The sequence below is a fragment of the Pseudophaeobacter sp. A-200-2 genome (genome assembly GCF_041008815.1).
Classification (GTDB): Bacteria; Pseudomonadota; Alphaproteobacteria; order Rhodobacterales; family Rhodobacteraceae; genus Phycobacter; species Phycobacter gallaeciensis_A.
On the sequence record NZ_JAXGFU010000003.1, the window covers coordinates 77,646 to 92,913 of the forward strand.

General features: G+C 62.6%; 13 protein-coding genes. 5 read left to right on the plus strand and 8 right to left on the minus strand.

Features of this window, described 5'->3' with window-relative positions; translation table 11 throughout:
- The first annotated feature begins 13 nt into the window (after positions 1–13).
- Both SM766_RS05265 and SM766_RS05270 read left to right on the plus strand, forming a co-directional pair.
- Positions 14–817, plus strand: coding sequence for a PaaX family transcriptional regulator C-terminal domain-containing protein (locus tag SM766_RS05265; RefSeq protein WP_274837663.1), 804 nt, complete (start codon positions 14–16; stop codon positions 815–817).
- An 18-nt stretch (positions 818–835) separates the two neighbouring features.
- Positions 836–1,798 (plus strand): alpha/beta fold hydrolase, encoded by a 963-nt coding sequence (locus SM766_RS05270; protein WP_368947157.1) that lies wholly within the window; start codon positions 836–838, stop codon positions 1,796–1,798.
- Positions 1,799–1,826: 28 nt separating this feature from the next.
- Here SM766_RS05270 and SM766_RS05275 read toward each other — a convergent pair whose 3' ends face one another.
- The 3 genes from SM766_RS05275 to SM766_RS05285 all read right to left on the minus strand — a co-directional run bounded on the left by SM766_RS05275 (position 1,827) and on the right by SM766_RS05285 (position 4,056).
- Positions 1,827–2,951 (minus strand): aminotransferase class V-fold PLP-dependent enzyme, encoded by a 1,125-nt coding sequence (locus tag SM766_RS05275; RefSeq protein ID WP_368947158.1) that lies wholly within the window; start codon positions 2,949–2,951, stop codon positions 1,827–1,829.
- Between the two features lie 188 nt (positions 2,952–3,139).
- Complete coding sequence (locus tag SM766_RS05280) at positions 3,140–3,604, minus strand: Lrp/AsnC family transcriptional regulator (protein WP_274827781.1); 465 nt, start codon at positions 3,602–3,604, stop codon at positions 3,140–3,142.
- Positions 3,601–4,056, minus strand: a complete 456-nt coding sequence (locus SM766_RS05285; protein ID WP_065272732.1) for an Lrp/AsnC family transcriptional regulator — start codon at positions 4,054–4,056, stop codon at positions 3,601–3,603. Before SM766_RS05285 ends, SM766_RS05280 begins: the two co-directional genes overlap by 4 nt.
- Positions 4,057–4,186: 130 nt before the next feature.
- Here SM766_RS05285 and ilvC point away from each other — a divergent pair, with 130 nt between their 5' ends.
- The 3 genes from ilvC to SM766_RS05300 all read left to right on the plus strand — a co-directional run bounded on the left by ilvC (position 4,187) and on the right by SM766_RS05300 (position 7,301).
- Positions 4,187–5,209, plus strand: coding sequence for a ketol-acid reductoisomerase (gene ilvC / locus SM766_RS05290; protein ID WP_065273738.1), 1,023 nt, complete (start codon positions 4,187–4,189; stop codon positions 5,207–5,209).
- A gap of 97 nt (positions 5,210–5,306) precedes the next feature.
- Entirely contained in the window at positions 5,307–6,224 is a 918-nt protein-coding gene (locus tag SM766_RS05295) for a DMT family transporter (protein ID WP_368947159.1), read from the plus strand.
- Positions 6,225–6,398: 174 nt separating this feature from the next.
- Complete coding sequence (locus SM766_RS05300) at positions 6,399–7,301, plus strand: DMT family transporter (RefSeq protein WP_274839468.1); 903 nt, start codon at positions 6,399–6,401, stop codon at positions 7,299–7,301.
- Between the two features lie 7 nt (positions 7,302–7,308).
- On the opposite strand, the gene folP is transcribed toward SM766_RS05300, so the two are convergent.
- The 5 genes from folP to glyS form a co-directional block, all read right to left on the minus strand.
- Entirely contained in the window at positions 7,309–8,307 is a 999-nt protein-coding gene (folP, locus tag SM766_RS05305; RefSeq protein WP_368947160.1) for a dihydropteroate synthase, read from the minus strand.
- A complete protein-coding gene (locus SM766_RS05310) occupies positions 8,304–9,224 on the minus strand; it encodes a dihydroneopterin aldolase (RefSeq protein ID WP_065272728.1) in 921 nt (306 codons plus the stop codon). Before SM766_RS05310 ends, folP begins: the two co-directional genes overlap by 4 nt.
- 148 nt (positions 9,225–9,372) lie before the next feature.
- Entirely contained in the window at positions 9,373–10,020 is a 648-nt protein-coding gene (locus SM766_RS05315; RefSeq protein WP_065272727.1) for a cell wall hydrolase, read from the minus strand.
- Positions 10,021–10,189: 169 nt separating this feature from the next.
- Complete coding sequence (locus tag SM766_RS05320; protein WP_065272726.1) at positions 10,190–12,754, minus strand: putative PEP-binding protein; 2,565 nt, start codon at positions 12,752–12,754, stop codon at positions 10,190–10,192.
- Positions 12,755–12,990: 236 nt separating this feature from the next.
- Positions 12,991–15,216 (minus strand): glycine--tRNA ligase subunit beta, encoded by a 2,226-nt coding sequence (gene glyS, locus SM766_RS05325; RefSeq protein WP_065272725.1) that lies wholly within the window; start codon positions 15,214–15,216, stop codon positions 12,991–12,993.
- Positions 15,217–15,268: the final 52 nt, after the last annotated feature.

Consider the following 15,268-nt stretch of genomic DNA (forward strand, 5'->3'; position numbering starts at 1 on the left):
CTATTCTGTGAGAATGAGCACAGAACAAAACCAGTGGTTTGAAGCCAGCGTCGCGCAGCTGAACGATCCGCAGAACCTGCGGGTCTGGTCGATCATCGTCTCCCTTTTTGGTGATCTTGCGCAGAAGGAGGGCGCCCAGATCAGCGGCAGCGCCCTGACGCGGATTATCACGCCCATGGGCATCAAACCCGAAGCCATCCGCGTGGCGCTGCACCGCCTGCGCAAGGACGGCTGGGTCGAAAGCTCTCGTTCCGGGCGCGCTTCTGTGCATTTCCTGACGAAATTCGGCCGCAGCCAATCCGCTGCGGTGACCCCGCGCATCTACGAGCGCCACCCGCCCGCACCCACCGACTGGCACCTGCTGATCAGTGAGGAAGGCGCAGGACAGGCCACGCTGGATGACGTTCTTCTGCTCCCGCAATATGTGGCGGTTAACCGGCACACCGCCCTTGGCCATGGCAAGATACCGGGGAACCTTGATGACCTGCTGGCCATCGAGTTTTCAAAGATCTCGGTGCCCGTCTGGCTGAAAGACCGCCTCTTTCCCGAAGACCTGCAAGAGGCCTGCGATAGGCTCAACACGGCCCTGCAGGGGATCAAGACCCCGCCGACGGATCTGGATCCGGCCCAGATCGCCACGCTGCGCACCCTGATCGTGCACCGCTGGCGCCGGATCGTGCTGCGCCACCCCGGCCTGCCGCCGATATTCCACCCCGTATCCTGGAGCGGCGAAGCCTGCCGGGACCGGGTGTTTCAATTGCTGGACGCCCTTCCCTCCCCGGATCTTTCAGAGCTGGGCGCGCCGCAGGAACGCTAACCCCACCCGGAGTTTTCAATGTCGGTTTTCAGTACGCTCTCGATTGCAGCCCTCGCGGCGCCCGCAGCCTTGTTCGGCGCGGCGCATCTTAGCACACGCAAGCAGGCCCGCGAGGCAGAGCGACTGGTGCCTCCGGCCGGACAGTTCCACCAGACCGCCCACGGTCGGCTGCATTACGTGGAAATAGGACCGCAGAAAGCGCAGACACTGGTGCTGATCCACGGCCTATCGGGGCAATTGCAACATTTTACTTATGCGCTGGCCGGACGTCTGGCGCAAGATTTTCATATCATTGCATTGGACCGGCCCGGTTGCGGATACTCCACCCGCAACAGCGACACACTTGCCCGCCTGCCCGCGCAAGCCGCGATGATCCAGGAGCTGCTGGATGCCAAAGGGGTGAAAAACCCGGTTCTGGTGGGGCACTCGCTAGGCGGCGCGGTATCGCTGGCAATGGCACTGGCCGCGGCGGACAGGATCCGGGGGCTGGCGCTGCTGGCGCCCCTGACCCATCCTTCGGCGGGCGGGGCAGATGCCTTCAAGGGGCTGATCGTACATTCCCCCATGGTCCGGCGCCTGATGGCCCATACGGTTGCCATCCCCGCTGCCAAACGCACCGCCGAGGCGGTTCTGACGCAGATCTTTGCTCCTGAAACCTGCCCTCCGGACTTCCTCGACCGGGCCGGGGGCATTCTGGGCCTGCGCCCGCAAAGCTTTATCGCGGCTTCTGCCGATGCCACGCTGCTATACCCGACGATTGCAGAGCAAGCCGACCGGTACCTGCGCGAGCTGCGCACGCCCGGCGCGGTGCTGTTCGGAGCGGATGACGCAGTGCTGAATGCCGAAGAACAGGGCCGCGCGATGGAGGCCTTTGGCCTCAAATGCCGGATCGAACCGGGCTTTGGCCATATGCTGCCCATCACCCAGCACGCGCTCTGCGAGGACTTCATCCGGGCGACGGTGGCCAGCCTGCCGACATGATCCCCGGCAGGCTGGTGTTGCTATCTGGTCAGAGCACCTGATCCAGGACCGATGTCAGGCGCTTCAGCGTGCCTTCCACATCATATAGCTTATCAAGACCGAACAGACCCAGACGGAAGGTGCGGAAATCATCGGGCTCGTCGCATTGCAGCGGAACGCCAGCGGCGATCTGCATGCCTAGCGCCAGAAATTTCTTGCCGTTCTGAATCTCGGGGTCACTAGTATAGCTGACCACGACGCCCGGCGCACCGAACCCTTCGGCGGCAACCGAGACCACGCCCTTGTCCTTCAGATAGGCGCGCACACCGTTGCCCAGCTGCCATTGCGCGTCCCGCAGCCGGTCAAAGCCGTACTCGCGGGTTTCCAGCATGGTATCGCGGAAGGCGCGCAGCGCATCGGTCGGCATGGTGGCATGATAGGCATGACCGCCGTCCTCATAGGCCTTCATGATGGCGCGCCACTGCTTCAGGTTGATGGCGAAACTGTCCGATGTGGTTTCCTCCAGACGTTTCAGCGCCGCCTCGGAGAACATCACGAGCCCCGCCGAGGGAGACGCGCTCCAGCCCTTTTGCGGGGCCGAGATCAGCACATCAACGCCAGTGGCCTTCATATCGACCCAGGCACAGCCCGACGCGATGCAATCCAGCACCATCAGCGCGCCGACCTCATGGGAGGCGGCGGCCATGGCTGTCACATAATCATCCGGCAGGATCACCCCGGCCGATGTTTCCACATGCGGCGCAAAGACGATATCGGGCTTTTGTTCGCGGATCGCCTGCACCACCTCTTCGATCGGCGCGGGGGTAAAGGGCGACGGGGTGCTGTTGCCGGTCTGGCGCGCCTTCATCACCGTGCTGGAAGCGGTGAAGCCGCCGCTTTCAAAGATCTGGCTCCAGCGGTAGGAGAACCAGCCGTTGCGCACCACCAGAGCATTGGCGCCGCGGGCAAACTGGCGGGCGACAGCCTCCATCGCGAAGGTACCGCCACCGGGCACCAAGGCCACGGCCTCGGCGCTGTACACCTCTTTCAGCATGTCGCTGATATCCAGCATCACCTGCTGGAAGGCCTTCGACATATGGTTGAGCGAGCGGTCGGTGAAGACCACCGAAAATTCATCCAGCCCCTTCGGGTCCACGGTATCAAGCAATGCCATCGGTGATCCTCCTTCTTTTGCTGTCTATCGCTAGCGCTGTCGCCCTGCTTTGGCAAAGTCTACTTTGGCATACGGGGGCGCGATGCTGGCCTTGGTATGTGCGGGGCAGGTGAAAAAGCATAGATCAAAGCGACGCCCCGCCGCATGGAAAATGGAAATCGGGTTTCCGATCATCGACAAAGCGCAGCCTATCCCAGCGGCCCCGGCCTGCGTTCTTCGGAGAGCAGCACGTTTGCGTCCACGTTGCCGACCCCAGGTAAGGTCATGATCCGGCGCCGCAGCACCCGTTCGAAATCGGCGATATCCCGGGCGGTGACGCGCAGGCGGTAGTCATACATGCCAAGGATATGCTCCACCGTTTCCACTTCGGGGATGGCAGAGACCGCGCGTTCGAAGTCCTCAAGGCTGACACGCCCCTTGGTCGCCAGCTTGATGCCCAGAAACACTGTCACGCCAAAGCCTAGCTTCTTGCGGTCCAGATCCAGACGACGCCCCAGCAGGATCCCCGCCTGCTGCAGGCGGCGGATACGGCGCCATGTGGCGGGCTGGCTGAGGCCAAGTTCCCGCCCCAGCGCCCCGGCAGTGCGGGTGGCATCCTGCGACAGCGCCCGCAGGATGGCAAAATCGATATCGTCGAGATCGCTGCGGCTCATAGTGGCAGGCTTTCGTTCGATTTGATCCGCGCCACATGCATCAGCGCCTCGATATCGGTGATATGCGGCAGGGTCAGGATCTGGGCCCGGTAGATCTCCTGATAATGCGGCATGTCGCGGGCAATCACCGAAAGGCGCACATCGACCTGCCCCAGAAAGGTCTGGATCTCCAGCACCTCGGGGATCAGCCGCGCGGCCTCCAGGAATTCGTCAAAGGCGCGCGGGTTGGTCTTGTCCAGTGTCACCCGCAAGGAGACCTCTACCGCATAGCCCAGAGCGCGCCAGTCGATCACCGCGTGCTGGCCCAGAATGACGCCTGTCTCGCGCAGCTTTTCCAGCCGCCGCGACAGGCGCGATGGCGTGAGGCCCAACCGTTCAGCAAGATCCGGAATCGATTGTTCCGGCTCGCTTTGCATGTGGCGCAGAATGCGCCGATCCAGATCATCAAGCATGATCTAGTCAATATAGATCAAATCAACGAATGACTATTGCAAAATGAGCGCGATTTATGCGCGCAGATCCATCGCAATCGCCCCCTCACTGTCTATGATCACCATCAAACGTCAACCGGAGGATTTTGACATGCGCGTTTACTATGACCGCGATTGCGATGTGAACCTGATCAAGGACAAGAAAGTGGCCATCCTGGGCTACGGTTCGCAAGGCCACGCCCACGCCCTGAACCTGCGCGACAGCGGCGCAAAGAACCTTGTCGTCGCCCTGCGCGAAGGCTCTGCCTCGGCCAAGAAAGCCGAAGCCGAAGGCCTGCAGGTCATGGGCATCGCCGAAGCGGCAGCCTGGTGTGACGTGATCATGTTCACCATGCCCGATGAACTTCAGGCAGAGACCTACAAGAAATACGTCCACGACAACATCAAGCCCGGCGCAGCCATCGCATTCGCCCACGGCCTGAACGTGCATTTCGGCCTGATCGAGCCGAAAGAAGGCGTCGACGTCATCATGATGGCGCCCAAAGGCCCCGGCCACACCGTGCGCGGCGAATACACCAAAGGCGGCGGCGTGCCCTGCCTGGTGGCCGTGGACAATGACGCCACCGGCAAGGCGCTGGAAATCGGCCTGTCCTACTGCTCCGCCATCGGTGGCGGCCGCTCGGGCATCATCGAAACCAACTTCCGCGAAGAATGCGAAACCGACCTCTTTGGTGAGCAGGCCGTTCTCTGCGGTGGTCTCGTTGAACTGATCCGCATGGGCTTTGAAACCCTGGTCGAAGCCGGTTACGCGCCGGAAATGGCCTATTTCGAGTGCCTGCACGAAGTGAAGCTGATCGTCGACCTGATCTACGAAGGCGGCATCGCGAACATGAACTACTCGATCTCGAACACCGCCGAATACGGCGAGTATGTCTCGGGTCCGCGCATCCTGCCCTACGACGAAACCAAAGCCCGGATGAAAGCGGTTCTGACCGACATCCAGACCGGCAAATTCGTGCGTGACTTCATGCAGGAAAACGCCGTTGGCCAGCCGTTCTTCAAAGGCACCCGCCGTCTGAACGACGAACACCAGATCGAGCAGGTCGGTGAGAAACTGCGCGACATGATGCCCTGGATCTCGGCCGGCAAGATGGTCGACAAAGAAAAGAACTAAGGCGCCTTTTCGGCTTGGCGGGCCTGTCCCGCCGCCTTATTCCTCTGCAGGGCGCTTCGGGCAACCGAAGCGCCTCTTTTGTTTTCGGAGTATTCCCATGCACGACGGCCCCGGCACCCTCAACTGGATCAAGCTTCTGTTTCTCGGCATGATCTGGGGCGCCTCCTTCATGGCGGTTTCGGTCGCTTTGGATGGTCTTGGGCCGGTCACGATCGCAGCCGCGCGGATCACGGTTGGCGCCCTGTGCCTGCTGGCCATCATCCGCGCCATGGGGATCTCACTGCCGCCGATAACCAACCGCGCCGGGCGGCTGATCTGGGCCTGCGCCTTTGGCATGGGCTTCTTCAGCAACGCGCTGCCCTTTACCCTGCTCAGCTGGGGGCAGACCCATGTGGCCAGCGGTTTTGCCGGGGTCTGCATGGCAGTTGTGCCGCTCTTCGTACTGCCACTCTCGCATTTTCTGGTGCCGGGCGAGCATATGACCCTGCGGCGCAGTATCGGTTTCCTGACCGGCTTTGCAGGCGTGGTTGTGCTGATCGGGCTTGAGGCCTTCAGCAGCGCGGGCACGGATTTTGAATCGCTTGCGCGCCTTGCCTGCCTTGGCGCTGCGCTCTGTTATGCGGTCGGCTCCATCATCACCCGGCTCTGCCCCTCTGTGAATATGCTGTCGCTCTCGGCGGCGGCGCTCAGCTGTGCTGCCATGATGATTGTGCCCGCCGCGCTCTGGGCCGAGGGCGTCCCGCAGTTGCCGGAGACAACGCCGCTGGCAGCGGTTCTGTACCTTGGGCTGCTGCCCACCGCGCTGGCGCAGGTTTTGCTGGTGCAAATCGCCCGCAGCGCCGGGCCTTCCTTCCTGTCGACGGTGAATTATCAGGTGCCAGTCTGGTCGGTGCTGTTCGGCGCCACCCTGCTGAACGAGACCCTGCCACCACAGCTCTTTGCAGCTTTGGTGCTCATCCTTGGCGGGCTGCTGCTGAGCCGCACGCCCCGCCGCCGCGCCCCTGCCCATTCCTGAGACAACCGACAAGCCCTTCGCAATCCTGAACGCCCTCCTGAACCAAAGACTAATTGGTTGACCTCGGCGCAGCGCTCGGGTCTTGTCGCGCGGCTGACGCAAGAGGGGTGTCAGTCAGGTTGACTGCCCCACCTTGGGGCAATCACTTGCAGGCGAACTAGGGACAGCGAAAAGATGCCAGAGCGGATGGGAAAATACTGGGCCATGATCGCCACCCTCGGGCTGGTCTGGGGCGGCACTTTTCCCCTGATTAAAGTGGCTCTGGAAGGGATTACGCCCTTCTGGCTGGCAGCCGGACGCATTGGCTTTGCCGCCGTTTTACTCTGTGCAATCTGGGGCTTGCGAGGCGGTGGTTTATTCAAGGCGCAGACCAGTTGGACGCCTCTTCTGATTATCGGCTTTGCCAGCACGGCCCTTCCCTTCATGCTGATCAATTGGGGACAGCAGCATGTCTCGGCCGGCTTCACGGGGCTTAGCATGGCAGCAATCCCGCTCTTTGTGCTCCCCTTGGCGCATTTTTTTGTACCCGGCGAGCGCATGATCCTGCGGCGTGTGATCGGCTTTGTGATCGGTTTTGTCGGTGTTGCCCTGCTGATCGGCGGCAAGGCCTTTGAAAGCAGCAATTCAGAGCTGGAACTTCTGGGCCGTATCGCCTGCCTCTCTGCCGCAGGATGCTATGCGGTCAGCTCGATCCTGACCCGCCGCCTGCCGCCCGTCGATCCGGTGGGTCTTGCCGCGATCCTGCTGGTCATCGGCAGCGTCATCATCCTGCCCACAGCCTGGGCCATAGAAGGCCCTCCGGTCATGCCGGATACGCACACTCTTGCGATTATCGCCTTCCTGGGGCTGATCCCAACCGCTGCCGCCAATTTCCTGCGGGTGATTGTGGTACGCGAGGCCGGGCCCACCTTCATGACCCTGACGAATTATCAGGTGCCTGTCTGGGCCGTGGTCATTGGTGCGGTTTTTCTGGGCGAAGCCCTACCCGCCTCGATGCTTTTGGCGATGGCCCTGATCCTGAGCGGCCTCTGCATCAGCCAATGGGGCGCCCTGCGCCGCCTGTTTTCGCGCGCCTAAGCCTGTTTCAGCGCACAGCCTGCCACAGGCGCACGGCCTGCGCGGTCTCTGCCACGTCATGCACGCGCAGGATCTGAACGCCCTGCGCCAGACCAGCCAGCCCGACAGCGATTGATCCCGGCGCGCGGGCATCTGGTGCAGGTGCCTGACCGATCTTGCCGATGAAGCCCTTGCGCGACACGCCCAAAAGGATGGGACAGCCAAGACCATGAAACAGGCTAAGATTACGCAGCAGGGTCAGGTTGTGCTCCTGCGTCTTGCCAAAGCCGATGCCGGGATCGATGACGATCCGGTCCCGCAGAACCCCAGTCGCCTCGAGCCGGTCCACCTGCGCCGCCAGAAAGTCATAGACGTCCAGCAGCACATTTTCATAAACCGGGTTTTCCTGCATGGTGGCGGGATCGCCCTGCGCATGCATCACGCAGACCGGCACCCCGGCCTGCGCCGCCAGCGGCGCCAATGCGGCATCAAAGGTAAATCCCGACACATCGTTGATCAGCCCGGCCCCGGCCTCCAGCGTTTCCGCGGCGACCTCGGCCTTGCGGGTGTCGATGGATATGGCCACCTGCGACGCCTCGCGGATGGCGGCAATCACCGGCGCGGTGCGGGCGATTTCCTCGTCCTCGGGGATAAAATCCGCGCCGGGGCGGGTCGATTCGCCGCCCACATCGATGATCGAAGCGCCTTCCTCGACCATCCGCAGGGCGGCAGCGCAGCCTGCCTCTACCCCGCTGTGGCGGCCGCCGTCTGAAAAACTGTCCGGGGTGACGTTCAGAATCCCCATGACCTGCGGCTGGGTCATATCAAGACCGGCAATCGCAGCGCGGCGGCCACTCAGCCGGTGACAGATGTCTTCCGGGATAAGCCCTGCTGGAATAAGGCGCGGCGGCGCATCGCGGCTCAGCACCTCTGCCTCGGAAAACCACAGTGAAGATCCGCCCGCCAGGGGCACCGCCCCTTCGGGGCGGAGGTCTCCGTGCTGCACCAGCGGGCGGTAATACATCACAGTGTGGTTTGCTCCATATCGACGGCGCGCAAGGGCACCTGCGGATCGGCTGGCAGGTCCGCACCGATCACGATCATCTCTCCTGCTTCGAATGTTGCCGCAAACCACGAGGCAAGCGCAACCGCTTCGGCAGGGGCAGCCGAGGGACCATCGACGGCATCCAGCACGATCTTGGACGGGGCCCAGACGCAGATCTGGCCGTTTTTCATCGCCCAGTCCAACTCGGTCCGGGTCGCCACCACAACGCAGCGGTGGTCCTTGGCTGCCAGACGCCAGGCGTTCTGTTCGATCGCCAGCAGGTCGATCCGGCGCTGGGTCATCTTGTGGCCGGTCTGCGGCACCGCAAGAGGATGCGCGCCGACACAAAGGATCAGCGGCCGTTGGCGGCACTCCATCTGATCGATCCAGCCGGTCAGATTGTCGCTGTCGATGGCCTCATTGGACAGGTACATCAGGCGCGGATGCGGGACTTCGCCTTCGTCCACCGTGTGCGTGACCTGATCCTTGGAGCGGACGATTTCCACCCCCAGCGCCCCCGGTCCACGGTCCAGTTTCTCCACCCGCACGAAACAGCGGATCGCCTGCGGTTCCAGCAGGACCCGTTCGGCCACGCGTTCGGCCAGAGTTTCAAGGAGGTTCAGCCGCTCGGCGGCCAGCTCATAGGCGATTGCCTCAGTCACCTTGTCATAGGACAGGATGCGGTCCACGTCATCATCCAGATCCGCAGGCAGCGGCGCCACTTCGACCACCACATTGAAACAGATTCTCTGGGTGGTGCCGCGCTCGGCCTGAAAGGCGCCGATTTCCACTTCGACCAGGTGATCCCGCAGCGAGATCCGGTCCAGAGGACCACCGCTGGCGGTCGCGATCGACCGTTCCGAAGGGTGTTCAAATGCGAGACGGATTTCTGAGGGCATGGCTGCGGGCCTTTGTCTGGCGGTATCAAAACGTACGGTGTCCACCGTACATCTGTCTCCCCGTCCATAGCAGGCCCGCATGCGCCGTACCAGCGACCGAAACCGCCTTTACGGCGATCCGGTCGGTGCAATCACCCTTGCTGCCCGATCACTCGCTGGAAGCGGTGCGGAACCGGTCGTCACGGTAGAACTGGTGTACGCCAATCCGTGCGGTTTTGGTGAAATGGCTGCTCCAGCGCGGGCGCACTGCGGTGGTGTGGTAATAGGTGGCGCCCTTGGTCAGGCCGGTATCAACACCGTCAAGCACCAAACGGGCCACCTTGGCCACGCGTTCAAAGGCGCGTTTTTCGCGAATGACCTCTTTGTGGCCATCGCAGGTATAGGTGAACTGGCACTGGTAGCGGCGGCCGGTTCCCTGATTGATCACGCCGCAGAAACTGCCGGGGAATTGGCTGCTTTCAACGCGGTTGCGGATCACCTCGGCGACAGCGAACTGGCCTTTGACGGTTTCACCGCGCGCCTCGAAATAGAGCGCCTCTGCGAGGCAAGCAAAGTTTTCGCCGCCAGTCGCCTTGGGTTGTTCGTCGAGCCATGCACGGGTGAACCGCAGGTCCTTTACATCCGGCTTGGATGGGGTACGCTTGAAGCCGAAAAATCCGTTCAGGCGGCGTGTGGGCACGGCGTTCAGGGTGGACTGTTCGCGCTCGAACAGAGACTTCAGGCCAGTCTCGGCATGGGCCATGGGTGACGTGACCGTCAGGGCCGCCAGAGTGGCAGCCAGCGTCAGGAGTTTCATCTACAGATCCTCGTTTGTCAGCTCGCGCACGGCCTCCCCAGGTTGCGCGGTGGCAGGCTCTAAACGAATATCCGCAGATCGTCCACCTATACGAATGGTCAGGTCCCTGTGCGCCCAGTAGGGAACCGCCCAGATGGACCCAGCCAAAGCTTTCTGAAATCGAATTTTATTAAGTCTTTACGTAGGTTGGAGCGGCCTTGCCGATCTTCTCTCCAATCGCCAGCTGCGCCGCAGCCAGACGCACCACCGGAACGCGGAACGGAGAGCAAGACACGTAATCAAAGCCAGCCTCACGGCAAAAGGCAATCGATTCGGGGTTGCCGCCGTGCTCGCCACAGATTGACAGGGTGATATCGGCGCGGCCCGTGCGACCCCGCTGCGCGCCAAGTTTCAGCAGTTCTCCGACCCCGTCCACGTCCAGAACGTGGAACGGATCCTCTGGGAAGACGCCCTGCTGCACGTAGTTCGACATGAAACGGCCCGCATCATCGCGCGACAGACCATAGGCCATCTGCGTCAGGTCGTTGGTTCCGAAGCTAAGAAACGCCGTATGCGGCGCGATCTCTTCAGCGCGCAAGGCAGCGCGCGGCGTTTCGACCATGACGCCCAGACGGTAATCGAACTTCTGACCGCGCTCGGCGCTGACGGCCGAGGCCACCGCATCGATGCGCGCCTTGACCAGTTCCACCTCGCGTTTGGCCGAGACCAGCGGGATCATGATTTCCGGCACCACGGGCGCCCCGTCCTTGGAAGCCTCAAGCGTGGCCTCAAAAATGGCGCGGGCCTGCATATCGTAGATTTCCGGCACTGTGACCCCCAGCCGTACACCGCGCAGACCCAGCATCGGATTGTACTCGTGCAGTTCCTCCACCCGCCGGGTAACATCGCTGACGGGAATGCCCAGCGCCTCGGACAGCTCACGCTGACCGGACAGCGATGTGGGTAGGAATTCGTGCAAGGGCGGATCGAACAGCCGGATACAGACCGGCAGCCCCTCCATAATCCGGAACAGCTCGCGGAAATCGTCCCGCTGCATCGGCAGCAGTCGCGCCAGAACCGCCGCCCGTCCGGACGAAGTTTCGGCAAAGATCATCTCGCGCATCACCGTCAGCCGACCGGGATCAAAGAACATATGCTCGGTCCGGCACAGCCCGATGCCTTCGGCCTTGAAGTTGCGCGCTGTCTGGGCGTCGGCAGGCGTATCCGCATTTGCGCGAATTCCCATGTCGCGCGCCTCGTCCGCCCAGGTCAGAAGGGTCTGGAAGGCATCGTCCTGCGCCGCTTCCAGCATTTCCGGCTCACCGGCCAAAACCTGACCGTTGCTGCCATCGATGGTGACGGTGTCACCGGCCTTGAAGACCCGGCCGTCGGTGGCCACCAGCTGTTTTTGCTTGGTCAGGAACTTCATATTCGAGGCGCCAACGATACACGGCACCCCCAGCCCCCGGCCGATCACCGCTGCGTGGCTGGTCATGCCGCCCCGTTCGGTCAGCACTGCGACGGCCGCATGCATGCCGCGAACATCTTCTGGCGAGGTTTCCCGACGCACCAGAATACATGGCTCACCGCGCGCGGCGCTGGCCTGTGCTTCGGCCGCCGTGAACACGAGTCTGCCTGTCGCAGCGCCTGGGCTGGCCGCGATCCCGGCACCAATCACATCCCGTTCGGCCGTTGGCAGCACCTGCCGGTGCAAAAGCTCGTTCAGGGCATGGGCGTCGACCCGCATCACCGCCTCGTGCGGGGGAATAATACCATCCTGCGCCAGCGCTACCGCGATCCGTACTGCCGCCTGCGCTGAGCGTGCCACCCGCACCCCGTCGAGAATATGCACGTCGTCGTCCTGAATGACGAATTCCACCTGCATTTCTTCGCGCAGCCGACGCCGCATCAATCCGGCATAGGATTTCAGATCGGCAAAGGCCGTGGGCGCCAGTTCCTCAAGCGAGGGACCCCGGGCGTCCTTTTCCAGAAACAGCGCGCGCGCTCCGGCGCCCAGCGCCTCGCGGCCCTGCGACTGGCTCAGGTAACGGCCGGTGAGCTGCGGCTTACCGGTGCGGCTGTCGACCAGCTGCAACACGCCAGAGCCGCATTCCCCCTGCCCCAGCCCCGGAATCATCTCCTGCACCACAAGGCCCAGTCCAGCATCCGCCGGAGCGCCCTTGGCCTGGCGCAACAGGCGTGCCGAGGTGCCTTCCCAGGCGCGCGCCATCGAGCGCAAAACGGCCGCCAGTTGCTCAGCTGGATCCTGCGGGAAGGGCTCATCCGTCTCCGCCTCATAGGCCATCAGCGTTTCGCGCAGCGCATCCGGGCCGCCGTCCTCGACATCGTCAAAGGCGTCCGGATCCAGCCGCGCCACATGCACCGCATAGGATTGCACGAACCGCAAATACAGACCCGCTGCTGCCTCTTCTCCAAGCCGATTGCACAGCCCTTTGCAGCGGTCCTCGTTCATACCGATGTTGAGGATCGCACCCGGCCCACCCCAATCCGGATCTTCGGATGAGGGCCGTACGCAGAGCAGCGCATCGGTTGGAAACTCCGACAGGATGGCGCTGATATCCGGCATATCTCCCGCGGCGATTTCGTGCACCGCATCAAAAGACAGGGCAACGGTGCGCGGCACCGGCAGATCCAGCCGGACCAAGCGCTGCAGACATTTGGCGCGCCCGCCATGGCTGGAGGTCGCAATTGGGGCTGTCTGGGTGATCAGCGTGGCCAGGGGCGCATCGGGCATTGTCTATCCTGAACTTTCTGCACTGCGGCACTCACAGTTTCCTAGCAGCATAAGCCGCCTTTGCGCTCCTGCAAGAGGAGAACAGAAGAGAAGCCCATGCAACGCCATATTTTCCTGACGTTATCCACGCCGAGCCGGGTGCCCTGCGAAGACCCTGCCGCGTCCTACGAAAAACGCCGCGCAATCAGCGCGGCGTTTACTGTAGTTTCATTCGGGCCTGATGCTCAGGATGCCGTTCAGCCTTCCAGACGGGTCAAGTCAGCCACCTGGCCACAGACCGCACGGATCTGGTGCAGCAGGTTCAGCCGGTTACGGCGCACGATTTCCTTGTCCGAATTGACCTGCACCGCCTCGAAGAAGGCGTCGATCGGTGCCCGCAGCGCCGCCATGCCGCCCATGGCGGCCGCGAAATCTTCGGCCTCGATGGCCGAGGAGATCGCCCCCTCGCCCAGTTCAAGCGCATCAAACAAGGCAATCTCGCTGTCGTCCTCGGCGAATTTCTTGTCAGCGCCAAAGGAGTATTCGACCCCGTCCTTCTCTTCGGCCTGGGACAGGATGTTGTTGGCGCGTTTGAAGCCCTGCAGCAGGTTCTCGCCATCCTCGGTCTTGAGGAAGGCCTCCAGCGCCCGGGCGCGTTTCACCAGCAGGGTCAGATCGTCGTTGCCGTCCATGGCAATACAGGCATCGATCACATCGTGGCGGATGCCCTGATCGCGCAGGAAGACCTTCAGCCGGTCGTGGAAGAAGGTCAGAAGATCGCGCGACACATCCGGAAGGCTGTCCTTAAGCTCTTCCATATGCTTGGGTAGGTCGCCGTCAAAGGCATCCAGAACCGTGCGCACTGCGGAGCCGAAGACGCCATGTTCGGCGATTTCCTTGATCATGTCGCGCATCAGCCCGGCCGATACAGCGTCATCGCCGTTCTGTTCCAGCTCGTGGCGCAGCAGATGGGTGTCGATATGCTGGTCCAGCGGCGTGCGGATGTCATTTTCCAGCACCAGCCGGATGACGCCCAGCGCCGCGCGGCGCAAAGCGAAGGGGTCTTTTGACCCGGTGGGTTTTTCATCGATGGCCCAGAAACCGGTCAGCGTGTCCAGCTTGTCCGCCAGCGCGACCGCGACCGAGATCTTCTCACTCGGCACATCATCCGACGGGCCAAGCGGAGAATAGTGCTGTTCGCAGGCATTGGCCACTTCTTGCGGCAGACCCGCGGCCTCAGCGTAATAGCGGCCCATCAGGCCCTGAAGCTCAGGGAATTCATAGACCATTTCCGACGACAGATCCGCCTTGGCCACGCGGGCCGCCTGTTCGGCCAGGTCCGGATCGGCGCCCAGCACCGGTGCCAGCTCGCGGGCAAGCGCGGCAATCCGCTCGATCCGCTCGGCCTGGGTGCCCAGCTTGTTGTGGAAGGTCACGTTCGACAGCGCCTCGGTCCAGGAGGACATACCCTCTTTGGCCACGCGCAGATCGTTCTCCCAGAAGAATTTCGCATCGGCCAGACGCGCCGACAGAACCTTCTGATTGCCCGCCAGAATGGTGGCGCCGTGATCGGCGGTTTCGCGGTTGGCAACGGTAACAAAGCCTTCGATCCGGCCCGTCTTTGGATTGCGGACCGAGAAGAACTTCTGGTGCTCCTTCATCGAGGTCTGCAGCACCTCGGGCGGCAGCTCCAGAAAATCGTCGTCGATCTTGCCCATCAGAACCACTGGCCATTCCACAAGACCCGCGACTTCGGTCAACAGCCCCTTGTCCTCGACCACCTCAAGACCACCAGCGAAGGCTTGGTTGGTAGCATCATGCCAGATCGCTGCCTCGCGTTCTGCCGGGTGCAAGATCACGTAAGCGCGTTTGAGCTTGGCGGAATAGTCCTCAAAACCGGTGACGGTAAAGCTGTCCGGCGCCATGAAGCGGTGGCCCCGGGTGCTGTCGCCCGCCTTCAGGCCTTCGATTTCAAACGGCACCACCTCGGCGCCGCCCTCATCCGACAGGATGCAGAGGATCGATTGCAGCGGACGCACCCAGCGCAAGGAACCAGCGCCCCAGCGCATGGATTTCGGCCAGGGGAAGTTGCGGATCGTCGTCTCCAGCACCTCGGCGATGATCTCTGCCGCCGGGCGACCGGTTTTTTCGATAGTGGCGAAATAGACGGCGCCCTTTGGCGTCTCGCGCTCTTCCAGCTGATCACGGGAAATTCCGGCGCCACGCAGGAAGCCTTCGACGGCCTTGTCCGGCGCGCCGACCTTGGGGCCCTTGCGCTCTTCGCGCAGGGTGGGGCTTTCGGCCAGCAGACCATCGACAGCAAGGGTCAGACGGCGCGGTGTCGACAGGGCATGGGCCGCGGCATAGGTCAGACCGGCCTCGACCAGACCGTCGGTCATCCGTTTTTTCAGATCCGCCGCCGCACGCGCCTGCATACGGGCCGGGATTTCTTCGGAAAACAGTTCAATCAGCAGATCGGGCATTCCAGGTCCTCGGGGGTAGATGCGCCGGTGGCGCGAAAAATCTTCAGTCAGT